This window comes from Sphingobacterium sp. UDSM-2020, from assembly GCF_016132525.1.
GTDB lineage: Bacteria > Bacteroidota > Bacteroidia > Sphingobacteriales > Sphingobacteriaceae > Sphingobacterium > Sphingobacterium anhuiense.
This window is the reverse complement of the sequence record NZ_CP066166.1, coordinates 2,446,163-2,471,321: the sequence shown is the minus strand read 5'-3', so window position 1 is coordinate 2,471,321 and position 25,159 is coordinate 2,446,163. Positions and strand designations below refer to the sequence as shown.

22 protein-coding genes are annotated in these 25,159 nt (G+C 35.2%); 18 read left to right on the top strand and 4 right to left on the bottom strand.

Annotated elements, in window-relative coordinates; translation table 11 throughout:
* The first annotated feature begins 96 nt into the window (after positions 1 to 96).
* On the top strand, positions 97 to 1,329 hold the full coding sequence (locus JAZ75_RS10430) for an IS256 family transposase (RefSeq protein WP_208701691.1): 1,233 nt from the start codon (positions 97 to 99) through the stop codon (positions 1,327 to 1,329).
* A gap of 69 nt (positions 1,330 to 1,398) precedes the next feature.
* Here the strand turns inward: JAZ75_RS10430 and JAZ75_RS10425 are convergent, their stop codons facing one another.
* A complete protein-coding gene (locus tag JAZ75_RS10425) occupies positions 1,399 to 3,480 on the bottom strand; it encodes a M56 family metallopeptidase (RefSeq protein ID WP_208701689.1) in 2,082 nt (693 codons plus the stop codon).
* A gap of 5 nt (positions 3,481 to 3,485) precedes the next feature.
* Positions 3,486 to 3,848: a BlaI/MecI/CopY family transcriptional regulator gene (locus tag JAZ75_RS10420; RefSeq protein ID WP_021188707.1), complete on the bottom strand. Its 363-nt coding sequence runs from the start codon at positions 3,846 to 3,848 to the stop codon at positions 3,486 to 3,488.
* Between the two features lie 452 nt (positions 3,849 to 4,300).
* Here JAZ75_RS10420 and JAZ75_RS10415 point away from each other — a divergent pair, with 452 nt between their 5' ends.
* The 17 genes from JAZ75_RS10415 to JAZ75_RS10335 all read left to right on the top strand — a co-directional run bounded on the left by JAZ75_RS10415 (position 4,301) and on the right by JAZ75_RS10335 (position 22,337).
* Positions 4,301 to 5,206: a LysR family transcriptional regulator gene (locus JAZ75_RS10415; RefSeq protein ID WP_132841228.1), complete on the top strand. Its 906-nt coding sequence runs from the start codon at positions 4,301 to 4,303 to the stop codon at positions 5,204 to 5,206.
* A 79-nt stretch (positions 5,207 to 5,285) separates the two neighbouring features.
* Complete coding sequence (locus tag JAZ75_RS10410; RefSeq protein WP_208701687.1) at positions 5,286 to 6,266, top strand: c-type cytochrome; 981 nt, start codon at positions 5,286 to 5,288, stop codon at positions 6,264 to 6,266.
* 3 nt (positions 6,267 to 6,269) lie between these two features.
* Positions 6,270 to 6,740 (top strand): DsrE family protein, encoded by a 471-nt coding sequence (locus tag JAZ75_RS10405; protein ID WP_021188704.1) that lies wholly within the window; start codon positions 6,270 to 6,272, stop codon positions 6,738 to 6,740.
* A gap of 14 nt (positions 6,741 to 6,754) precedes the next feature.
* Complete coding sequence (locus JAZ75_RS10400) at positions 6,755 to 7,666, top strand: molybdate ABC transporter substrate-binding protein (protein WP_208701685.1); 912 nt, start codon at positions 6,755 to 6,757, stop codon at positions 7,664 to 7,666.
* 329 nt (positions 7,667 to 7,995) lie between these two features.
* The gene (locus JAZ75_RS10395) at positions 7,996 to 9,282 is read left to right on the top strand and encodes a citrate synthase (RefSeq protein ID WP_132769051.1); all 1,287 of its coding nucleotides are present in this window, start codon (positions 7,996 to 7,998) and stop codon (positions 9,280 to 9,282) included.
* 169 nt (positions 9,283 to 9,451) lie between these two features.
* On the top strand, positions 9,452 to 10,525 hold the full coding sequence (locus tag JAZ75_RS10390) for a complex I subunit 1/NuoH family protein (RefSeq protein ID WP_232789404.1): 1,074 nt from the start codon (positions 9,452 to 9,454) through the stop codon (positions 10,523 to 10,525).
* Positions 10,526 to 10,540: 15 nt separating this feature from the next.
* The gene (locus tag JAZ75_RS10385) at positions 10,541 to 11,104 is read left to right on the top strand and encodes a 4Fe-4S binding protein (protein ID WP_132769054.1); all 564 of its coding nucleotides are present in this window, start codon (positions 10,541 to 10,543) and stop codon (positions 11,102 to 11,104) included.
* Positions 11,104 to 11,652, top strand: coding sequence for an NADH-quinone oxidoreductase subunit J (locus tag JAZ75_RS10380; protein ID WP_208701683.1), 549 nt, complete (start codon positions 11,104 to 11,106; stop codon positions 11,650 to 11,652). Before JAZ75_RS10385 ends, JAZ75_RS10380 begins: the two co-directional genes overlap by 1 nt.
* Entirely contained in the window at positions 11,649 to 11,954 is a 306-nt protein-coding gene (nuoK, locus tag JAZ75_RS10375) for an NADH-quinone oxidoreductase subunit NuoK (protein ID WP_132769058.1), read from the top strand. Before JAZ75_RS10380 ends, nuoK begins: the two co-directional genes overlap by 4 nt.
* A gap of 2 nt (positions 11,955 to 11,956) precedes the next feature.
* A complete protein-coding gene (locus tag JAZ75_RS10370) occupies positions 11,957 to 13,999 on the top strand; it encodes an NADH-quinone oxidoreductase subunit L (RefSeq protein ID WP_132841222.1) in 2,043 nt (680 codons plus the stop codon).
* 3 nt (positions 14,000 to 14,002) lie between these two features.
* Positions 14,003 to 15,604 carry a NuoM family protein gene (locus JAZ75_RS10365; protein ID WP_208701681.1) on the top strand — a complete coding sequence of 534 codons (1,602 nt, stop codon included), beginning with the start codon at positions 14,003 to 14,005 and terminating at the stop codon, positions 15,602 to 15,604.
* 4 nt (positions 15,605 to 15,608) lie between these two features.
* Positions 15,609 to 17,099, top strand: a complete 1,491-nt coding sequence (locus JAZ75_RS10360; protein WP_208701679.1) for an NADH-quinone oxidoreductase subunit N — start codon at positions 15,609 to 15,611, stop codon at positions 17,097 to 17,099.
* 156 nt (positions 17,100 to 17,255) lie between these two features.
* Entirely contained in the window at positions 17,256 to 17,861 is a 606-nt protein-coding gene (locus JAZ75_RS10355; RefSeq protein WP_208701677.1) for a DUF4254 domain-containing protein, read from the top strand.
* Positions 17,861 to 18,886 carry a glycosyltransferase family 9 protein gene (locus JAZ75_RS10350; protein ID WP_208701675.1) on the top strand — a complete coding sequence of 342 codons (1,026 nt, stop codon included), beginning with the start codon at positions 17,861 to 17,863 and terminating at the stop codon, positions 18,884 to 18,886. Before JAZ75_RS10355 ends, JAZ75_RS10350 begins: the two co-directional genes overlap by 1 nt.
* The gene (locus tag JAZ75_RS10345; protein ID WP_208701673.1) at positions 18,887 to 20,134 is read left to right on the top strand and encodes a glycosyltransferase family 4 protein; all 1,248 of its coding nucleotides are present in this window, start codon (positions 18,887 to 18,889) and stop codon (positions 20,132 to 20,134) included.
* The gene (locus JAZ75_RS10340; RefSeq protein WP_208701671.1) at positions 20,134 to 21,252 is read left to right on the top strand and encodes a glycosyltransferase family 4 protein; all 1,119 of its coding nucleotides are present in this window, start codon (positions 20,134 to 20,136) and stop codon (positions 21,250 to 21,252) included. The genes JAZ75_RS10345 and JAZ75_RS10340 overlap by 1 nt, the downstream gene beginning before the upstream one ends.
* A complete protein-coding gene (locus tag JAZ75_RS10335) occupies positions 21,249 to 22,337 on the top strand; it encodes a glycosyltransferase (protein ID WP_208701669.1) in 1,089 nt (362 codons plus the stop codon). Before JAZ75_RS10340 ends, JAZ75_RS10335 begins: the two co-directional genes overlap by 4 nt.
* 62 nt (positions 22,338 to 22,399) lie before the next feature.
* Here JAZ75_RS10335 and JAZ75_RS10330 read toward each other — a convergent pair whose 3' ends face one another.
* The gene (locus JAZ75_RS10330) at positions 22,400 to 23,476 is read right to left on the bottom strand and encodes a glycosyltransferase family 4 protein (protein ID WP_208701667.1); all 1,077 of its coding nucleotides are present in this window, start codon (positions 23,474 to 23,476) and stop codon (positions 22,400 to 22,402) included.
* 524 nt (positions 23,477 to 24,000) lie between these two features.
* Positions 24,001 to 25,158: a glycosyltransferase gene (locus tag JAZ75_RS10325; protein ID WP_208701665.1), complete on the bottom strand. Its 1,158-nt coding sequence runs from the start codon at positions 25,156 to 25,158 to the stop codon at positions 24,001 to 24,003.
* Position 25,159: the final 1 nt, after the last annotated feature.

The following is a 25,159-nucleotide window of genomic DNA, read 5'->3' as shown; positions in this document are numbered from 1 at the left end:
GGATTTTGAGGCTTTTTCATGAGACTGTAACGTAAACTGTGTCAACGGAATAATTTAATAAGATTTTTTATATTTAATTATTCAAACGACATGGTCATGAAAGAAAAGACCCCATTCGACTTTGAACGCTTCAAAGATGAAGCTATGCAAGGTCTTTATAACGGGAAGAGTTTATCTCCCAACGACGGCGTTCTGGCGCCCCTAATGAAGCATTTACTAGAGTCTATGATGGATGGCGAGCTAGAGAGTCACCTTCAGGAAGATAAGGCCTCAGGTAATTCCAATCGTCGTAATGGTAAGACCAAAAAGACTGTCCGCGGCCTTAATACAGGTACTTTTGAACTGGAGTCTGGACGGGATAGATCCGGTACATTTGAGCCTAAGGTAATTCCCAAGCGTCAGCTCATTATTACAGAACAATTAGAAGGCCATGTCCTGAGTATGTATGCCAAAGGGATGAGCACACGTGCTATAAGTGATTTTATCCGTGAGATGTATGCTATGGATATTTCTGCAACCGAAATATCCCGTATCACAGAAAGTGTTATGCCTGCCGTTAATGAGTGGCGAAGTCGTCCGCTAGAGGCCGTCTATCCCTTTGTTTTCCTGGACTGCATGCATTATAAAGTCCGTCAGAACGGCACGGTTGAATCTAGAGCTATTTATAATATATTAGGTGTGGGAATGGATGGACGTAAAGATCTGATAGGTCTTTATAGTTCAGAGAATGAGGGTGCGAAGTTTTGGCTATCTGTTCTTACAGACCTAAAACAGCGTGGTGTCGAAGACATTTTAATTGCCTGTATCGATGGTTTAAAAGGCTTTCCTGAAGCTATTGAAGCTATTTTCCCTAAAACTAAAGTTCAATTATGTATCGTCCACCAGATAAGATCAAGTATGCGCTATGTTACAGAAAAGGATAAAAAAGCTGTCATTGAAGACCTAAAGCCCGTTTATAAAGCTGTTAACGAAGAAATGGGTTATGAAAATTTAATTATCTTCGAAGAGAAATGGGGTAAGAAATATCCAATTGCTGCTAAATCCTGGTTGGATAATTGGACGAACTTATCTACTTTTTTCGAGTATGATGAGCAGGTCCGCAAGACTATTTACACCACTAATCCTATTGAAGGAATGCACCGTCAGGTCCGTAAAATCACGAAAACTAAAGGTGCATTCAGTTCTGAGCAGGCTCTTATGAAGTTGATGTTCTTGATAATAAAGGACATCTCTAAAAAGTGGACAATGCCAATGCACAACTGGGGCTTGACGATCTCTCAACTTTATATTAAATTTGGAGATAGGCTCAAGCTGGATAGAGGCTTTTAGAATTAGGCTAATTATCCGTTGACACAGTTTGAGTTACACTCCCTTTTTCATAAACCATTAACATCAGGGTCATTTGATCACAATACGCGGATTTTGATCATCTTCATTGACCAGCAACTTAATTTCCTTACCATTCTTAATTACAGAGGCACTTGCACCCCGAACTGCTTTTTTATTAGTGGATGATTCTAATTCCAATAGTCCTATTATATTTTTCGACAACTCACTATTTTTTGCTGTTAAATCTGTAGCCATTACTTTCGTCACTGTTTTGGCGTCGACTTCCTTAAGATCCGATTCTCGGGCAACTTTTCCATTTATTACTAAAACATAACCGTCTTTTGGATCGATATTTCCTTTATTATCATTTAAAAACTTTTTTAGTTTTTCCTGTTGCAACGTTGTCGCATAAAAATCATCCGCTGACTTTTTGTATCCCGTAACCTTTATTTGATTAACTTGACCACCCTTTAGCATCTTAACAGAATCCTGACGGGTTCTTTCCTTGGAAATTTCACGATTAATTGTTTTTTTAACGTTGTCTTTTAAGGCATCTGGATTTTTCTCTGCAAATGATTTTGTCTTAATTAAAATAACACCATCTTTACCTTTATTACCATAGAGCGTTTGGGCATAAGGACTTTTTAATATTTCCATGGACTCTATAGAATTGGGGTCAATCTTATTTATATTTTCCGATATTTTACCATCAACTACAAATAATGGTTGAGGTTGATCAGGATTTAGCTTCCCTAAAGTCACCTTATCGGATTTGTCTGGGGCATATGTTAATTCAATTTTATTGGATTTATCATTAAAAGTATCCTTTCCGCTCACTATATTTTTTCCGGTGTTTATTTCTGAAGATGTCTTCCCTCCGAATTTAGTTGTAACCAAAACAACACCCTCTTTCCCTTTCTCTCCATACAGATCTATTGCAGCCTTATTTTTAAGCACAGTAATAGCCTCGATATCATTTGGATCTACACTATGAATATCATCAACTTTCTTTCCATCCAATATAAATAATACGTTTTTAGATAAAGATTTAATCTTTATCTTCGCACCCTGCTTAACCTTTACTCCATGAGCAGTAAACTTTGAGGTATCTGTCTTAATTCCAATAATTGAAACGGCTTCCTCTTTTACATTTACACCTATTACTTTTCCTTTTAACGTATCCTGAACTAAACCCGCTTCTTCAATGGTATTTTGCGCGGACTGACCAACGGATACTGCAGATTCTAAATCAATCTCTTTCGCCGAATCTGTCGCTTGCGTTATCTTAGCCTCTGCTTTATTTAGAGTAAATGCACCAGCTGTCAATACAAAAATAGGCAACATAAATGCGTACTTTCCGAGCTGTATTTTTGCAGATCTTTTTTTATTCATCATCATTATCCTTCGCTTTAGTGTCTTAAAACTAAACTGATTTCCTAATGTCGCCGACCCGCCGCTAGCATTGACACGTAGCAAGCTATACTGGTAGGTCTGTCTATCTACGCCATTATTGAGTACTTGCTGATCTGTTAGAAATTCCAAATTTTCACGGATTGCCTTTCGCATGAGCCATACAAAAGGATTGAACCAGCTGCTGATTAAAGTAAACTCACTGATCAGGATATCAATAGAATGCAAACCCTTTACATGAATATCTTCATGTTTAAAAATATCCATGAGCTCCGGTTCTGGATGATGATCTCTGTTAACGTATATTTTATTTAAAAACGAAAAGGGTACAATGGGTATAAAAACATTTCTAAAAAGATAAGATTGCCACTGTGCAGGTTCAGAATAAATATGAATTCGCAATAGGCTAATCATCTGAATTAAGAAGCGAATTGATAAAATCGTTACCCCTATGAAAAGTAAAAGGATCAATACATTATTTAAGGTAAAGACCGATTTGTCCACCTCTTGTCCGAGATCCATTGACCAATCCATCGCGATCTCCCCTACGGATGGAATTGGTTTTCTAAACCAGGATTGAATATCTAAGAACGGATAGGTAAATGAAAATAAAATACCTGTAATAAAATACATGCGGTTAAGCAGGTAAAATGTCAGATTCTTTAATAACAATACATATCCTAAGTATACAACACTTAGTAATACATTAATCTGGATCGCATAATTTAGGATATTTTCCATGGTTACTAGCTTTTATTTTCCTTGATCATTTGCATGATTTCTTCCAATTCGGATGCAGATAGCTTTTCTTCTTTCACAAAAAATGTAACCATCTCCTTATATGAATTCTTAAAATAGTCTCCTACGAAAGAGTGCATAAATGTCTCTTTATAATCTTCTTCAGAAATCAACGGTTCGTATCGATTTGCATTTGCATACTTAACTGACTTTACGAATCCCTTTTTTTCTAGATTTTTAACTGTAGAGGCCAATGTCGTATAAGGCATCTTCTCGCCTTTGATATTGTCCAAAATCTCTTTCACAAAACATGCCTTAAGATTCCAAATGGCCTGCATCGCCTGTTCTTCTTGTGCTGTTAACTTTTCCATACCTGATTATTAAACTACTAATTACACACAAGTCTACGAAATAATCGTAATAATTCAAATTAATAATTCTTTTTTTTTATTCTCTGGATTTTCAAATACTATTTCTCCATTGAAAAAAATGAAACACGAAATGCCAAAGCTGTCCTTGCTTATAGATAAAGAGCATTATTATCAGAAGTCAATATTGTGATCAAGTTCAAGATATCCGCCTTGTCTAGTAATTCCCGATAAAAGTAAATTTTCAATAGATCTATGGCTGATAAACATGCTTTGACTGGGCCTGAATTAATATTCTAAATCCAAACCATATTCTATCATGCTATTCAAATCTTCAATAAATTTGAAAACAACTTACATTTATAATTGTGACAATTTTGTTAATAGCTAAAAACGCATTCAATTTTTTTTAGATTTGGTTCTATACATTTCATTACGATAAGGGTATTTCATTTATGGATTTCGATTTTAGGTTAAAAGTTTTTTACGTTGCGGCCAATACGCTCAACTTCACAAAAGCGGCATCAGAGCTTTTTATCTCACAGCCAGCTGTAAGTAAAAATATACAGGAGATTGAAAACTCCATTGGTACACCGTTATTTGAACGATTAGGCAACCGGCTTGCCCTTACTCCTGCTGGAAAGATTCTTTATAAACATGCGCAGGTCATTTTGGAACAATACAATCAGGCGACTTATGAAATCAACGAAATAACAGGAAAGCAAAATGGAAATCTCTTCCTGGGAATCAGCACAACGATTTCTCAATATGTAATTCCTAAAATGTTAGTGGAGTTTAATCTCCATTTTCCACAAAATGAAATAAAAGTCACGCAGGCTAATTCAAAACGGGTTGAGCAACTTCTCATCAAGAACGAAATTCATCTGGGGATTACAGAGGGATTGCCAGATAATAGATCATTAAAATTCACACCCTATATCAAAGATGAAATTGTTTTGGTCACCCGCAATACTAATCCTTTATGTAAAGAAGAGAGATTTGTCTTAAATGACATCTATAAATTAGCATTCGTATTCCGGGAACCTGGATCTGGAACTCGTGATATCATCGATTGCAAATTGAAAGAAGCTGGAATTTCGTTGCAACATCTCCATACAGAAATTATTTTATCATCCTCCGAAAGTATTAAAAGGTATCTTAAATACAGTAATACAGCGGCATTTCTCTCAATCCATGCAATACAAGAAGAGCTTAAAAACGGTGATTTAAAAATCATTGAGTTAGAAGATTTTAGCATAGAGCGTTATTTCTACATCACCCATTTGGTTGGAGGACTTGCTGGCCTTCCACTAAAATTCATGAACTTTATTCAACAGCATAAGGGTAAAATCTACTCATAACATTTCGTTATAACAGATAATAATTATGAATTATAACAGCATTCTGTAATAGGGTACATTTGTTTAAAACCTAGTATGAATGGAAGAGGATATTAAAAAAATTAGGAGGAGTAGCAATACCATTATTATCGTGACGAGCATATTATTATGCTTCATTGTTTTATCTGCTTATATGACAAATGCTTTAGCGCATAAATCTCCTGATAAAGAATCTGAACATAGCGAAATAATTAACCATGTTGATCAATTAAAACTGACACCTTATGCTGACAATGCCGAAGATAAAATGGCAAGCTATGGTGAAAAACTGATAAGGGAGACTTACAACTATTTTTATGAAAAAGATGGAAGTAAAATTGGTAATCATCTGGCCTGTACCAATTGCCACCTCAATGGCGGAACAAAATCATTTGCGGCTCCCTATGTAGGGCTTACAGGTGTTTTCCCGATTTACATTGGCAGAGAAGATAAAGTGGAATCATTAGAAGAGCGTATCAACGGTTGTTTTGAACGTAGCATGAACGGAAAAGCTATTGATGTGAACAGTACCGAAATGAGGGCAATTGTTACCTATATTAAACATATCAGTAAAGATACGCCAATTGGAAAGCGAATTACTGGCCAGGGATTTGTCAAAGTGACTATTCCAGAAAGAGCTGCCGATCAAAAGAATGGAGCTACTGTCTTTCAACAGCATTGCCAAAGTTGCCATGGTACAAATGGAGAAGGCCAAAAACTTGCTGGAACTAAAGGATATCAATATCCACCTCTATGGGGAAATGATTCCTACAATGATGGTGCAGGAATGGCACGTATGTTAACTGCAATGAAATTTATCAAAGCAAATATGCCTTTAGGTGCTACTCACGACAGTCCAATTTTAACAGATGAACAGGCATTTGATGTGGCTGCTTATATCAATTCTTTTTCTAGACCAATCAAAGCAAATAAGGAAAATGACTATCCTAACTTAGCAAAGAAACCAAAAGACTCACCTTATCCACCTTATAACGACGAGATAAGTGCAATACAACATAAATTCGGTCCTTTTAATTTTTAAAAAATGAATAAAACAATTATGATCATGATCCTTGCTATCTGTAGCATGGGTAAATTAGCGGCACAAACGCAAGAGGAAGCATTGGTAAAAAATGCGTCATTTCAAGGAGCTGTTGCTGAAAAAAAATCATATCATGCTATCTACCAATTGGATAGCAATGATCCAAAAACAATTGAGAAAGCAATTCGCAACATCAACAATGTGTTGGACGATCCACGATTAAAAGGAAAATTAACGCTTGAACTGATTGCTTTTTCTGGTGGTACTGAGGCATTTTTAAAAAGTACTTCTAAATATGAAGAACAGTTCAAAAAACTAATCGCAAGAGGAGTCCAAGTAGCACAATGTACCAACTCGTTAAAAGAACGCAATCTGACAAAGGAACAACTGTTTGATTTCATCGGTTATGTTCCAAGCGGTAATGGTGAATTGGTGATCAGAGCTCATCAAGGCTGGACAATTGTTAAACCATAATTTGAAAACAAAACATGCAAAAACTCGCTAAAACTATACTTGCTCTGTTACTTGGAACCTCATGTTCTTATGCACAAGATCATCAATTTCATCCTCCATGGAATACTCCTCCTGAATCTGCTGTTAATTTTACGATCCCTGGGATTGACAACATCCCTGATCTTTATGGTGAAATTGAAAATCCACAATTGGTTATTTTCTTTGCCGGAAACCAGTTTATGGTTATCGATGATCTTATCAAAACTTTCAAAAAAGAACATCCGCAATACGAGCGTATATTTGTCGAAACATTACCTCCGGGAATACTGGCAAAGCAAATTCAAGGCGGATCATTAACAATCGGCAATTTGAAGATTACGCACACGCCAGATATTTACACTGCGGGTCAAAGACGGATCACAGAGATGGCTGACTATTTTGATCAGACTATTGCTTATGCAACCAACAAACTTACCTTAATGGTTCCAAAGGGTAATCCGAAAAACATCAAATCATTGAAGGATTTAAAACGTAAGGATGTTCGTGTCAGCATGCCTAATCCAGCTTGGGAAGGTGTTGGCGAGCAGATAAAAACCGCTTATCGCAAAGTTGGCGGAGAAGAACTCGTACATACCATTATGGAAGACAAGGTTGCTGATAAATCTACTTATCTCACTAAAATACATCATCGTGAGAGTCCACTTCGAATATTAGAAGGTCAAGCCGATGTTGCTCCAGTATGGCACTCAGAGGCATTTTTTCAAAAAATGATCAATCATCCGGTAGAAAGTATTACCATTCCGGATAATGAAAACATTACGGCGAAATATATGGCTGGTAAATTGAAAAAATCTAAGAATAAACAAGCTGCTAGTGATTTTATGGCTTACCTCCAATCAGATTCTGCAAAAAACATTTATAAAAAATATGGTTTTCAGGTAGATTAAGCTTTAGCATTGCCTAAATTTTGTTTCAGGTTTCTGCATGGAAAAATCAAAAAAGTCTTTCCTTTTATACTCATGGAAGAGTCAAATTGGAAGGGCTTTTTTTGTATTATGTGCATAAGCAACATTATGCTTAAAAAATTAGATTTTTACCTTATCAGCCAATTGAAAACTTTTGGATAAACAAATGGCGCGTATCAGTAATAACTCCGATTTTTAATTAAAAATAATGTCAAAAATGCTTAGATTATGGCATTATTATTACGAAAACCTAGTATATTAGCCCTCAATTTTATTACATTTGCATAAACACATGATAACATAAGAAGCTTATGTCTGAAACAGCATCTATTATTTTAAATGGTTCGTCATACGAATTTCCAGTTATTACTGGTACAGAAAACGAAAAAGCAGTTGACATCTCTAAATTGAGAGATCAATCTGGATATATTACATTAGATCCAGGTTTTAAAAACACTGGTGCAGCAAAAAGTGCTGTCACTTTCCTTGATGGTGAGACAGGTATTCTAAGATACCGTGGCTACCCTATCGAACAATTAGCTGAAAAATCAACTTTCTTGGAAGTTGCTTATTTATTGATATACGGAGACCTTCCAACAAAAGCAGTTTTAGAACAATTCAGAACGGACATCAAATCACAGATGATGATTCATGAAGACATGAAAAACTTCTTTGCGGGTTTTCCTTCAAAATCCCATCCAATGGGACAATTATCGTGTCTAGTTGGAGCTTTATCAGCATTTTACCCTGAATCTTTAGATCCAAATCCAACACCTGAAGAAGAAGACAAAACAATTATCAATTTATTGGCTAAAATGCCTACGATTGTTTCTTGGATTCAAAAGAAATCTTTAGGTCATCCTGTTGTATATCCTAAAACTAATTTAGGTTATATCGACAACTTCTTAAATATGATCTTTGGTGAAGTCAATCAGGATAAAACTTTTGATCCAGTTGTGATTGATGCAATGCATAAATTATTGATTTTGCATGCTGACCACGAACAGAACTGTTCGACTTCTACAGTACGTATTGTAGGTTCATCAAACGCAAATTTATATGCTTCTATTTCTGCTGGTATCAATGCCCTTTGGGGACCGTTACATGGTGGAGCAAACCAAGCTGTAATTGAAATGCTTGAAGCGATCAAAAATGATGGCGGAGATGCTGAAAAATATTTAGCGAAAGCAAAAGATAAAAATGATCCTTTCCGTTTGATGGGATTCGGTCACCGTGTCTATAAAAACTTCGATCCTCGTGCTAAAATCATTAAAAAAGCATGTGATGATATCTTAGAAAAATTAGGTGTTAATGATCCTGTTTTAGATATCGCTAAAAAATTAGAAGAAGCGGCATTAAATGATCAATACTTCATCGATAGAAAATTATATCCAAATGTTGATTTCTACTCAGGTATTATTTACCGTGCATTAGGATTCAACTCGGAAATGTTTACCGTATTATTTGCTTTAGGTCGTCTTCCGGGATGGATTGCACAATGGAAAGAAATGCGTGAAAACAAAGAACCTATCGGTCGTCCAAGACAAGTATATACTGGTCCGACGGAACGTGATTATGTTGAAATAACACAACGTTAATTCTTAAAATATTTTAATAAAAAAGCATCTTTCGAGATGCTTTTTTTATTTCCATAAACAAATGTCTATTAAACCAGTATATAATTTGTTTTTCCTTCTCTTAATTCATACCTTTTCATTAAATTTGCCTACTAGAATTTCACTTATTAATAATCATTACAAATAAGAATTGTTAGATTTATTCATCCATATCCTTGTTCCTGTTGCTATATTCATGTTTATAGCAATTTTTACGTTGTTTGCGGTATATGCGGAACGTAAAATTGCTGGCTTTGTTCAAGATAGACTTGGTCCTATGGAAACGGGAAAATATGGATCTCTCCAGACCATCGCAGATATTTTAAAGCTCCTGCAAAAGGAATTGATTACTCCGCTACTAGCGGATAAAATTTTATTCCGCCTGGCTCCTATTGTTATTTTCGTAGCTGTTTTCACGGGTTTTTCTGTTATGCCTTGGTCTAAGGATTTTATTCCAGTTAATACACACACTGGCTTATTCCTAATTATGGCTATAGTCTCCATAGATGCTATTGGTATCTTAATGGCCGGTTGGGGTTCTAACAATAAATTTTCATTGCTTGGTTCTATGCGTGCAATTGCACAAATGGTTTCTTATGAAATTCCTGTAGGATTATCCTTAATCGCAGCCGTGATGCTTACGCAGACGCTAAATCTGAATGATATTGCGACGAATCAAGGTGTATTATCAACAGAAGAAATTAAGTTTTTAGGTATTTGGTCTGTTAAAAATGTCGGTGGTATATTTGCCTGGAATATTTTTCAAGCACCCCATATGATCGTCACCTATATTATATTTTTTATAGCGACTTTAGCAGAGTGTAACCGTGCTCCTTTTGATATTCCGGAAGCAGAATCAGAACTTGTTGGAGGCTTTCATACCGAATATGGAGGGATACAGTTTGCATTTTTATTTCTAGCTGAATATGCTATGATGTTTCTGGTATCCATGTTGGGTGTAGTTTTATTCTTAGGCGCTTGGAATACACCTCTTCCGAATATTGGCCCATTAAAACTGGCTGACTGGACAACAGGCTTTGGCTGGGGAATATTTTGGACTTTTTCCAAATCCCTCTTTTTAGTTGGGGTTCAGATGTGGATCAGATGGACTTTACCACGTTTACGTGCAGATCAACTGATGAATTTATGCTGGAAGGTTTTAACACCTCTCGCGTTTTTATGTATGGCTATATCAGCGATCTGGAGAATTTTAGTAATTGTTTAATTTGGTTAATTCGATATGATATTCAAAACGGCTTTTCATGCATTAACAACTGCTTTCAAGGGACTATCTTTGACAGTAAAGCATCTGTTTGGTGCTCGAAAGGCACGCCAAGAACTGGATATTACAAAAGATAATTATTTTGATAAACAGGATGGTATTGCAACAGTGCAGTATCCGAAAGTCAAAATGCCTATTCCTGAGGTAGCGCGATATCAGCTTGAAGTTGAGATCGACGACTGCATTGTCTGTGATCTATGTGCTAAGGCTTGTCCTGTCGATTGTATCGCAATTGAAGCGATCAAATCTCCGGAAGCAATCGGAAAAACTTCAGATGGTAGTGTCAAACGTCTTTACCCGGCTCAGTTTGATATTGACATGGCAAAGTGTATGTACTGTGGATTATGTACGGTTGTATGTCCAACAGAATGTATCACTATGACAAATCAATATGACCGCAGTTCAACGAAATTAACGGATCTGATTTATGGATTTTCGGATATGACCGACGATCAAGTTGCACAAAGAAAATCTGAATGGACCAAATTTCAAGCTGAAAAGGAGGCAGCAAAATCAAAATAATGACTTTAGAGCTTTTTTTATTTTATGCTTTTGCACTTTTAGCTGTAGGTTCTGCCCTATTAGTAGTAAGCTTAAAAAATATAGCACGCGCGCTATTTTTATTTTTTGTTGTTTTATTTGCTATGGCCGGACTTTACTTATTTGCTTTAGCAGACTTTGTTGCTATTACGCAAATCATGGTATATGTCGGCGGTGTATTAATCTTATTGCTTTTTGCATTTATGCTTTCTAACAAAGAGCTGTTGCAAGATTTACAGCAAACAACAGGTTCTTTATTCTCCCTACCGACATGGAAGGTGCTACCTGTTGCTCTCGCCTTTTTTGGAGTCATGATTTTTGGCATTGTAGAATGGCAAAAATCTTTCCCAGCTTGGATGGCAACAGCTATCCAAAATAATACGGTTATCAAAAGTACAGACAATAATATTCATCAATTAGGTATTAAGTTTATGACTCAGTATGTGCTTCCATTTGAAGTTATTTCCATCTTTTTGATGATGGCTTTGATCGGAGCATCACATCTTTCACGAAAGGATTTACAAAAATGATCACCTTAACACACTTTCTAGTTGTCTCGGCCTGTATTTTTTGTATTGGTCTATATGCCGTTCTCGCAAAGAAGAACGCCATTATGATTTTAGTTGGCATTGAATTGATGATCAATGCGGCTATTCTCAATTTTGTAGCTTTCGGAAAATATGATAAAATTAATTATGGAGGTCAAATATTTGCACTGTTTGCAATCGTACTTGCTGCGGCTGCAGTTGCAGTTGGATTAGCCATCATTTTAAATGTATACCGACAATACAGAAGCATTAATCCGGATCAAATTCGTGAATTAAAAGACTAGCATTGAACTATTTATTTGACATATCACCCATTAATACAGCATTGTTTGCTTTGGCAATGCCTTTGCTGGCTTTTCTATATCAGGCTGTTGTTGGTAAAAAAGATCAATCTGGCCTTGTTGGTACAGCGGCGATTATTTTAAGCTTCATCTTTAGTTTAATTACCTTTCTGGATGTCTGGAACGCGATGCCTTTATCATCTGAGATCAGATGGTTTACAATAGGAAATACCACTTTTACAGTTGGTCTATTGCTGAATAACCTCAGCTCTTTGATGCTACTGTTAGTTTCGACAATAGCAGTTCCGGTGCATATTTATTCTAAATCATATATGCACGATGATACCGGCATACATCGTTATTGGATGTATCTCAGTCTATTTTGCTTCGCAATGCTCGGGCTTGTCATCATGAACAATTTACTGCTTATGTATGTGTTCTGGGAACTTGTCGGGTTTGCATCTTATCTATTAATTGGATTCTGGTATACGAAGGATGCTGCCGTGCAAGCAAATAAGAAGGCTTTTTTAGTCAACCGAATCGGTGATCTGGGCTTCTTGATCGGCATAGCGATTGTCTACGCTCAATTTGGATCCCTCAATCTTGTCAATCTATTTGGAAATGATGGACTTATCGCTAATACTAGTATTGAAAACGGCCTATGGATATCTCCACACAATAGTATGGATGCGATCTGGTTGACGATTACTGGCCTTGCATTTTTCTTAGGGGCGATGGCAAAATCAGCCCAATTTCCATTACATGTCTGGTTGCCTGATGCTATGGAGGGACCTACATCTGTTTCATCTCTAATACATGCTGCGACCATGGTGGCTGCCGGTGTATTTTTAATGAGTACTTTATTTCCTTTATTTAACGAAACAGTCCTTTTGACTATTGCTATCATCGGTACCATCACTGCTACTACTGCTGCATATTTTGCTTTGGGACAATATGACATCAAAAAAATACTTGCTTTTTCGACAATTTCCCAATTGGGTTATATGATGGTGGGAATAGGTATAGGCACCTGGGATGCGGCCATGTTTCATCTATTGACACATGCTTTTTTCAAGTGTTTATTATTCTTATGTGCTGGGGCTGTTATCCATGAGATGGCACATCTGAAAGCGCATAGCAAGCATGATTTCGACCCACAGGATCTGCGCAATATGGGTGGACTTCGTCACTATATGCCACAAACATTTGTACTGATGACAGTAGCTTCCTTGGCACTTGCGGGTTTTCCGTTGACTTCGGGCTATTTATCAAAAGATAGTATCATTATTTCTGCATTCGAATGGGCATCAACAAAAGGAGCTTTGTTTCAGATCGTGCCAGTGACATTGATTATCGTCAGTATTATGACTTCATTTTATATTGGACGTCTAATTTTTAAGGCCTTCTTTTCGGAACTGCGTATCAAAAATCTATTGGGATCATCTATACATTTGAGTGAATCGCCTAAGCTTATGCTTTGGCCAATGTATTTCCTGGGCATATGCTGTTTCTTTCCTCTATTTTCGATCAATCCAATTTCCTATCATGACTCGTGGATAATGGATGGATTACTGGTTGATTACCCTTACGAAGCAAATCATCTTGCCCATCTTGTCATTCCTGTATTACTAACAGTCGGTGCATTATCAGTGTGGATATTAGGATGGAAATGGTATGCAAAAGGTCAATATCCACTAAATGAAAATAGTCTTGCAAACCGGTTATCCTTGCATCAGGGATATATGAATTCATTTAATGAAACAATTATTGTCAACAGTATTTTGAAATTAAGTGCTCTTTCCTATTGGTTAGATAGAAATATTGTTGATGGTTTTATACACAGCTTAACAAAATTGATCCAGCAGCTCGCGCATTTGAGTCATTGGCTTGATAAACATATTGTTGACGGTATAGTTAATGCTATTGGAAAATTCGCTCTTCTGTTAGGAACTTTTGTGCGTTCACCCCAAAATGGGAGACTACAGACTTATTTATATTCTGTATTCTTACTTGTTATAGTTGGTTTAATTTATCTTTTATTACGTTAGAAAATGCCTACACTATCCTTATTAATCTTTTTACCTCTACTAGCGACAGCGATTATATTAGCACTTCCTAGTCGATTCAAGGATGCTTATAAATATATTGCCCTTGCTATAACTGCTATTCAGTTTCTACTGGCAGGAATGGCCTACTTCTCGTTTAATCCAACCGCAACAGGTATCAATACACTTGAAGGATATCAATTGGTAGAGCAACTGCCGTGGATCCGCCTAGATCTTGGAACTATTGGTAAACTGGAGATTGACTATCTGCTCGGGGTAGACGGGATTTCTATGCCTTTATTGGTTTTAAGCGCATTTGTGATGTTGATGGCAATTGGTGCTTCCTGGAATATCCAGAAAAGTATGAAAGGTTATTTTGCCTTACTTATGCTTCTGAATATGGCTGTCATTGGCATATTCTGTGCTTTAGACTTCTTCTTATTCTATTTATTTTATGAGGTGATGTTACTCCCTTTGTACTTCCTCATCGGAATCTGGGGTGGCGAGCGAAGAGAATATGCTGCCATGAAGTTTTTTATTTATACATTATTCGGTTCTGTTTTCATGCTCTTGGTCATAGTAGGTCTTTACTTCTCGGTGATCAATCCTGTTACAGGTGCTCATACCTTTAGCATGATCCATATGATGAATCCGGACAATTATGTACAAGGTTCTATTTTTGCACTGGATGGTTATCAGGAGATTTTTGGTATATCAGCACGTCTGATTGGATTTATTGTACTTTTCTTTGCTTTTGCTATTAAAGTTCCTATTGTCCCACTACATACCTGGCTGCCTGATGCGCACGTAGAAGCTCCGACACCAGTTTCTATTATCCTAGCGGGTATCTTATTAAAGATTGGGGGATACGGTATCATCCGCGTTTGTTTCAGCATCTTCCCTGATGCTGCAGCAACTAGTAACTGGTGGCTGGGTCTTATCGGGGTGATTTCGATCTTATATGGTGCCTTTAATGCATTAGCACAAAAAGATTTGAAACGAATGATTGCTTATTCTTCTGTATCCCATATGGGATTTGTACTCTTGGGCTTAGCTTCTTTTACTGCAGAGGGTATTTCTGGAGCAATGTTTCAGATGATTAGTCATGGTTTTCTATCTGCAGCTTTATTTTTCTTGGTCGGTGTTATCTACGACCGTGTACATGACCGTTATATTCCACATTTTAGAGGATTGGCCAGTATTATGCCTAAATATACTGCATATATAGCTATTGCATTTTTTGCTTCTTTAGGTTTACCTGGTTTCTCTGCATTTATTGCAGAGGCGTTTGTGATTATCGGAACATTTAATTCGGCAAGTTTAGGTACTGGTCTCCCAAGATGGATGGCTATAGCTGGATCTGTTGGAATTCTAATGAGTGCGGCCTATCTATTATGGACATTACAAAGAATGTTTTTTGGAGAAACAAGATTAAAAGGTGGAGTTTCTTGGCAACAGGCCCTAGTCGATCTTTCCGTTAGGGAACAGCTAATCTTGTTCCCCACTTTAGCACTTGCTTTACTTTTAGGAATATGTCCTTTTATTATATTCGACCAAATGAATGCTTCTGTCATCAATTTGGTTTCCTTTATTCAACAGTATAACTAAAAACATGGCCGCATTTGCTTCATCAATTTCGTCAATTTTAGACCATATCATAGTAAGTATTCCTTTATTCAAGCCGGAACTTGCACTCATGATTGCTTTTGTATGCAGTATATTTTGCAGTTTATTTATAGACCGAATTTGGAAACAGAGTTCATTTACTATTACCATAATCGGTTTATTACTTAGTTTATATTTCCTTTTTGATCAGAATAGCCTATTTACTGGTGAATCTGGATTTTTTGAGATGATCAAAATTGATAAATTATCTATTTTATCCCGCATCATCTTATCGCTATCGACTATACTTATAGCTGTATTCATCCAGCAACGTTTTTCAAATCAGATCCGTCCTATTGGTGATCTTTATGCAGTATTGCTCACAGCTACACTAGGGCTGCACTTATTAACAATAAGCAGCAACTGGTTGCTGATTTTTATCGCGATTGAAACTTTATCGATCAGCTCGTACGTCATGGTCGGATATTTCTCTAAAACGAAATTTGAGGCTGAAGCGGCTATGAAATATGTTTTATTTGGCTCCATCTGTGCAGCGGTGATGCTGTATGGTCTATCACTTATTTACGGTTTCACGGGAAACTTAAATTTTGATAGCCAGCAACATATCCAGGGGCTTATTGAAGCTCCAAAAGTCATGACCTGTATTGCATTTCTGTTTTTACTAACCGGAATTGGTTTTAAATTAAGCTTTGCACCTTTTCATGTGTGGAGTCCTGATGTTTATCAAGGTGCTCCGACCCCAATAACTGCCTATCTATCAACAGTACCAAAAATTGGAGCACTGGTTCTTTTATCGCGTTTACTGGCGAGCTGGACTGCTAGCCCTTTCTTCTACTCAGAGTTCTTAATCTCCGTTATCATCATCATTGCAATCGCTACAATGCTTATTGGAAATCTAGCCGCATTAAAGCAAAAAGATATTAAAAGAATGATGGCCTATTCTTCTATTGGTCATACGGGTATACTCTTAATGGTGGCTCTTGTTTACATTGACAACGATCCTGATGTTCTATTATTTTATCTGGCAATCTATTCTTTGATGAATATCGCAGTCTTTTTATTTATTGATCAACTGGAACAAGGTCTTGAAAGTACCACTATTGAATCTTATAAAGGTTTGGGTAAAAAATACCCGGTGATATTTGTGAGCTTCTCTATTCTGTTGATCTCACTAATCGGACTCCCTCCTACTGCGGGATTTATCGGAAAACTTCTGGTATTTTCTAAGGTATTTGAACAGTACCAGACGTTAAATGAAATACCTTTATTATTCCTACTTATTGTAGGAGCCTTAACTTCTGTGATCTCGTTATTCTATTATTTTAAAATTCCACTATTTGCATTTTTAAGAGATAATGACACGGCTATAGCATTACCAAAGTTCAACAGATTTTTAGTTCTTATAGCTGTTTCGATCAGTATTTTGGTTGTACTCCTCGGAATATATCCAAGTCTGCTTTTAGATTTATTAAAATAGGCATCCCAATTTTCTTTCATCAATTAAGAAGTTCTTTTCGGGTCTAGCGGCTAATACCCTAAACGCATTTCATAAAACAGATTCTGGCAAATAAATTTGTTTTAGATATGACGCAATTAAGATTGTAAATAAAACAAATTTATCTAAGTTTGTACTATGATAAGTGCATTAGCTAACACTATTTTTCAACGTGCAATCGCAGATTATCACGTTGAAAACGAAATTGATCAAGTTATTCAAAACCCTTTTGAGTCGTCATCATTAGAACATTTACTGTATATGAAATGTTGGATTGATACCGTACAATGGCATATGGAAGATGTGGTCAGAAATCCTGAAATCGATCCTAAGGTAGGTTTATACTGGAAAAGAAGAATCGACGAATCCAATCAGCATCGTACAGATACTGTGGAATATATAGACAGCTACTATCTATTGAAATTTCAAGATGTTACTCCAAACGAAGATGCTAAAATCAATACAGAAAGTCCTGCTTGGGCAATTGACAGATTGTCGATACTAGCTTTAAAAATCTATCATATGGAGCAAGAGACTTTACGTTATGATGTAGCACCGAGCCATATCGATGCTTGTCAAGTTAAATTGAATATTCTTTTAGAACAACGTGTTGATCTCTCTCAGAGTATTGATGAATTGCTTTCTGATATCCAAGCTGGAAAAAAATACATGAAAGTCTATAAACAGATGAAAATGTATAACGATCCGAGTTTAAATCCTGTATTGTATCAAGCATCAAAATAATGTCTTTACCATCCAAAATAATTGTTACGCGCTTCTCTGCCATGGGAGATGTTGCCATGGTTGCTTCAGTCTTGAAGGAATTTGTGCAACAGTATCCTGCTGTAATGATTATTATGGTAACCCGTCCAGCTTTTAAGGCTTTTTTTGAAGTTATTCCGAATGTACAATTCCATCCTTTTAATCCCAAAGAACAACATAAAGGTTTAAAAGGTATTGTGAACCTAAAAAGAGAATTAACTTCTTATGGTGCCGATGCAGTTGCTGATCTACATTTTAATTTAAGATCTCGAATTTTAGCAGTTCTTTTTAAGGTATCGGGACTTGTGGTCAAGCAATTGGACAAAGGCCGAAAAGAAAAAAAAGCACTTACCCGATTTCAAAATAAGGTTTTGAAACCGTTAAAACCGACTGTTGAACGTTATGCCGATGTATTTCGTGATCTTGGTTTTAAATTTATATTGCAGAATAAATTAGAGCCTACTAAGTTGGCATTACCCAACTTAGCACATGCTTTATTTTCGGATGATGAAAGCAGAAAAATTGGGATCGCCCCATTTGCACAACACTCCTATAAAGTCTTTCCTCTTCCAAAAATGCAGGAAGTAATTGCTTTCTTATCTCAGAACAACTTTGACACATTCATATTTGGCGGAGGGAAATTGGAACAAGCACAAGCTGAAAAATGGCAAGCACTATATCCCAGTGTCCACAGTACAATTGGTCGTTTCAATCTTAAAGAAGAACTTGCTATTATTTCTAATTTAGACTTAATGATCAGTATGGATTCTTCAGGTATGCATATGGCTTCTTTAATGGGTGTTCGTTGCTTGTCCGTGTGGGGTGCTACCCACCCTTTTGCGGGATTTCTTGGTTATGGACAATCCATAGAAGATTGTGTTCAGGTAGAACATCCGAATAGACCAAATTCAATATATGGGAATAAGCCCTGTGATTGTGATGGTAAGGAAGCAATTGATTTAGTCTCTTCGGAAATGATTATTAACAAAATAAAACAGCTAATATAAATGGGAAAAATCGGTTTCATTACCGTACGTTATGGCTTGGATGTAACTGGTGGTGCTGAATTTCATTGTAGAATGTTAGCTGAAAGAATTGCAGGTCAATACGATGTGGAAGTATTAACAACTACGGTAAAAGATTATACAACATTTATTCCTGAAGTAAAAGAAGGGAATTATGAATTGAACGGTGTCAAAATCAGACGTTTCGATAATAATCCTTTTAACAGAACGTACTACGAACAATTACAAAAAAAATCGAAAAAGGCAAGTAAAATTAGACGATTGATTTATCGTTTAAATTTATCCAATATTATATTTCCTATTTTTCCCATCTGGAACTATCAAAAAGATGTTGAATATAAGCTCATGAAAAATTATGGCTTTTATTCAGATAATTTACTCAACTATCTTAAAGAACATAAAGATGAATATGATGCGCTAATATTCATCACCTATGAAAATGCTCTTACACAATTGGGAGATTTTATTGCGCCAGAAAAAACTATTCTGATACCAACAGCACATTTAGAAAGCATGCTTTTTCGTTCTATTAACTCTCATTTATTCACAAAAGTGGGTTATATCGCATTTAATACCGATACTGAACGAAAAATGTGTCAGAAAATCTTTCAGCATAAACTAGCGCCGAACGATGTTGTCTCTGTTGGTGTAGACATTACTTCAGCAAGCAAAGAAGAAATTGAAAAAGTAAAAGATCATTTTCCTAAGCAATATCTACTTTTCTGTGGACGTATTGTCGAAGGAAAATTGAATAATTTTCTTGATTATTTTCTAGCATTCAAAAATAAGTACAATACAGATCTAAAGTTAGTTCTAACGGGTGATCTATTTATGCCTAAGATAGAACATCCAGATATTATTTATACGGGTTTTGTTACTGAATCTGAAAAGACAGCTTTAATCATGAACTCTTTTGCTGTTGTCAATCCGTCCATATATGAAAGTCTTTCTTTAATTGCACTTGAGGCGTTATCTTTAGGGAAAATGGTCATTGCCAACAAGAAATGTAATGTAATGATCGAACATGAAGCTAAAAGTAATGGCGCTTTAATTTGCTATAAATCAGAAAATAACCTACACAAAATTTTATTAGAGCTTATTGAAAACCCTTCTTTAATGGAGGAAAAAGGTCGTGCTGGCATAAAATATGTATCTGAAAATTATCAATGGGATGTGATTATTGATAAACTACTTGCTGTGATTGAAAAATTTAAATTAAAAAGATTGTAATGTCAAAAATAGGGTTTGATGCAAAACGTTTTTTTAATAACTATACGGGTTTAGGAAACTATAGCCGTGATTTGATCCGCATATTACGTTCGAATTATCCTGAACAGGAATTCTTATTGTATACACCGCAAACCGGAATACCCCAATATAGTAATCTTGTACCCAATAGTGTCATTAGACGTCCTTCTGGTATTCTTAACAAAATCTTAACGAGTAATTGGCGCACGAATCGTATTGTTAATGATTTGAAAAGAGACAAAATTGATATTTATCATGGCCTTTCTGGAGAAATTCCAATCGGTTTGGACAAAACATCAATTACATCGGTCGTAACAATACATGACCTGATTTTTATTCGTTATCCTGAACTTTACAAAAAAATAGATCGCACTCTGTATCATAAAAAATTTAAATATGCGTGCGAACACGCAGATCAAATTGTAGCGATTAGTGAGCAGACCAAATTAGATATTATTCATTTTTTTAACATTCCTGAAGAGAAAGTTAAAGTCATTTATCAAGGATGCAACGATTCATTTAAATCGGTCAAATCGGAACAGGAAAAGCAAACCTTAATTAAGAAGTTGGGTCTTCCTCAGGAATTCATATTGAATGTAGGCACGATCGAGCCTCGAAAAAATGCATTTTCAATTGTCCAAGCAATTAAAGATAAAGATATTCCTTTGGTAATAGTTGGTAAACAGACAGCTTATACAAAGGAAATAAAATCGTTCGTGGCGGCTCATAATATGGAAAATCGCGTAATCTTTTTACAAGGATTGACAATGAATGAATTATCGGTTCTCTATAGCATTGCTAAGATATTTGTTTACCCTTCAATTTTCGAAGGTTTTGGAATACCTATCATTGAGGCATTATATAGTGGAACCCCTGTTATTACAACAAATTCTGGCGTTTTTCCTGAAGCTGGAGGACCATTTTCCCACTATATTGATCCGAATGATATAGATCAATTAGCGATTAGTATTGATGCCATCCTGAATTCTCAGGAAAAACAGGAAGAAATGCGTCAAGAAGGATTAGCATATGCACAGCAGTTTAATGATGAAACCTTGGCTGCTCAATGGATGAAGCTTTACAAAAAAATTAGTAAATGAGAATAGGTTTTTTTAATTCGATAGAGACGTGGGGCGGAGGTGAAAAATGGCATTTTGAGTCTGCAGTACATTTTGCAAAGCTTGGTCATGATGTTTATTTTTTTGGATCAAAGAACAGTAAATTAAAAACAAAGCTACTTGCATTCCCTGCAATCACATATATTGAAGTCCATTTAACTAATCTTAGTTTTCTAAATCCGGTAAAGAGGTGCTATTTGACTTCGACATTTGAAAAGTTACAGATTGAAATCGTATTAATCAATAATCCTAGAGATTTAAAAATTGCCGCTTACGCTGCTCATAGTGCAGGAGTTCCGCGTATTATATACCGAAGGGGATCTGCTATTCCTATCAAAAATACATTTCTAAATCAGCGTATTTTTGGAAACTATATCACTGATGTGCTAGCAAATTCCTATGCAACTCGAGAAACGATATTAGCAAATAATCCTCAACTGTTTCCAAAAGAAAAAATTAGAGTAATTTATAACCCTATCGATTTTCAAAAATTTGATCAATTAGTTTATAAAAAAATAGTTCCCGATCGCAAAGATGATGCATTAATTATAGGAAATCTAGCAAGACTTGCTCCACAAAAGAATCAGAAGTTTTTAATCGATCTCTCTTTAGAATTAACCCGACTACAGATTAAACATCAGATTTACATTACAGGAAAAGGTGAACTGGAAAGCGAATTAAAAACTTATAATATAGAAAAGGGGACAGATAAGAATGTTCATTTTCTAGGATTCACAGATTCCCCGAGGAGCTTTTTAGTTGATATTGATATTTTTATATTAAGTTCACTATGGGAAGGTTTTGGATATGTACTAGCAGAGGCTTCTCTAGCAGAAAAGCCTATTATAGCTTTTAACAGTAGTAGCAATCCTGAATTAGTAAAGGATAACATTTCTGGCTTTTTAACGGAAGTAAATAGTATTCCACAAATGGTGGAGAAAATCAAAAAACTTCAAGACATTAAGCTTCGAAAAGAAATGGGTATATCAGGCCGGAAATTTATCCTAGAGTCTTTTGATAAAAATATAATCTACAAAAACCTCGAAGATTATATTTTGAAAGGCTAGTTCCTTGTCTACTTTTACTTAAAGATCTAAATATTTCAAAAAAACACAGGAAGAAACTTGGTTTACTTATTTAAAACTTGTTCATAAAGGTTCCAATATCTTTTTGCTGCCATATCCCATGAAAATTTCCTGGACCAATTTTTTATTTCAGTACTTCTATCTTGAGAGTTAATCAAATTCATGATATGAGATTTTCCAAAATTCATCATATAATCCTTCTCCGTTGAATCTAAGAAAAAAGCTTCTGAACCTCCTATTTCAGGCAAGCAGGTATATTTAGACAACAGGACTTTTTTACCAAATGACATGGCTTCTATAACAGGCAGACCAAATCCTTCAGCAATTGAAGGGAAGACAAACATGGCACAGTTACTTAGATATTGATATTTTACTTCTTCTGTAATAGGTCCTGTGATCACAACGCGGTCCAATACGCCTAATTCTTTGGCTATACTTAATATATACTGATCATATCCAACTTCATCTAATACACCACTGATCACCAACTGTAGATCATTTCCAACTAACAAATATGGCAAAACATGAAAATTTTTCTTTTTATTAACAGTACCAATAGTAAATAAAAACTGTCTTTCACCTTTGTTCAAAGGATTTTCTACTTGAAAATTACTAACAATTTTATGATCAATATTATTTCCATTATATACCACCTGTACAGACTTGCCTTTTAAATCACAATATTCTTCTAAATCATTTTTAACATAATTAGAAATAGCAACAATGCAATCTGCTTTATCCAAATTAGCCTGCAGTTTTTTTAAATAGAACTTCTCTTTATCAGGAGTTTTACCTTCTTTAAGAAAATTAAGGTCATGAATGGTCGAGATGATCTTAGTCTTTTTACCTTTCCTTGGAAAATAAGAGCTTAATTGATAGGTAGAATGCCACAAAGAAATATCCTCAAAATTTGGCATCCAAAATTTATGAAGGGATTTTTGCTGAACATATGTAACCTCACTACCAAATTCTTGAGAAAGCGGGTCTGGAGAGTAAAATAACAAATCAGCATCGGTTGAACGATTTTCCAATAATGCGGATCCCAAATGTTTACAAAAGAAATACAAGCCTGTATGCTTGTGTTTCATTCTTTCAGTATCAAATATAATTCTATGACTCATTGACTAAATGTCAGATTTTCAATTAATAGTATTTTCTCTAGCAAACAAACGAATAAGTAATCATAAATATTATCACATTTAGCCTATGATACTTAAAACTAGCCCTGAGCAAAAGAATATTTATTTTTTTCTATCTCAAAATGATTACACTATACTACATAATAACGGTAATTGCTACCGAAACGTAACACATATCTTAAAAGATTTACATATCTTTTTCATGAAGTGATAAAACCATATTTAACAACACTCTTTATAATACTTATTTTATATTTAGAATAGAGCCTCACCCTTAAGATTAAACTCATGATATTAATCAATTATTAAAAACGCATCATTACTTCTATGGCAAAAGAATTCTCAGCTAAGATAGCAATTCTGTCAATTCTATGTAAAATAAAAGTAACTTTTATTTTACATAGAATTTTTAACAACTAATAATCAAAGGCTTACCCTTCTACTTCAATCGTGCTATCACAAAACTTTTCTACTATTTTTTCCTTAACATAAAGAAATAAAAATTACTAACTCGGAATAAACAGATCATTAAGTATCTTATCCTCTTTATCTTCATGATAATTTTGAGAAAAATAAGACAATGCTTCTGCACACGTTTTTGAATAAAGCTGTTGGTCGTTTAATAATTGTTTGATATTATTTGCAAAGCTTAGTGGATCATCACTAACCATACAGCCATTTTGAGATTTATTAATCAAGCCATCTACTCCACGCCGCGTTGTTACTATAGGCAACCCATAAGACAAGGATTCTAGTACTTTTATTTTAACTCCTGTACCCGTAATCATAGGACAGATACAAATTCGTGTATTTTGATATATCGCATCCAGATCATCCACAATGCCCAATTTAATGATATTAGGACTGTCTTCAATAAAATTGCAAATCTTTCCAACGATATAAATATTTACATTTTCTAATAGGGGGAAAACTTTATCTAAAAACCACTTGAAACTATTTACATTATGAGGATTAGCACTTGCAACATACAGAACATCATACTTGATCGTTCTCTTTTCATTCAGATGAACTGTTGGAAAAGAAACTGGCATCAGTGTAATTTTTCTATTTGTAAATTGTTCAAAAATATACTGCTCTTCAATGGAATATGTCCATATTTCATTGAACTTTTTGAGTATACTCATTTCATTTCCAAAAAGTTTCCCAATATTTATTTTTTTATGACCTTCGTATCTAATTTTATATTGCAGTGCCATAAAATCATGTGTATCTATAATAAAATAAGGACCATGAATATTTTCAATCACATTTCCCCAAGTAGAATAGCTTATCACTACAATATCATAGTTATTCTCCTGAATGTCTTTCTTAAATTTATTTCTAAAATAAGGAGTGCTAGAATCCAGGGGGTTTCTTCTTATAGCTCTGGAAATTTGCTTCGGAATTTTGTCCTTTATTAAATATTTTAAAATATTTGATTTGGGCAGATTAAAAAGAAATATTTTCAATTGTATGTCAGGATATCTTAAATGAAATTCTTCTTTACTTTCGTTATCCCAATCAATAGAAGATATAAAGTGCACATCTAATAAATCACTATTCTTTTGGAAATAGGATAACATTTGATTGCACCTGGTTAAATTCCCGCCTCTTCCTTTTAAGGGATTATCCGGCATATAATATAAAACTTTCTTTTTTGACATA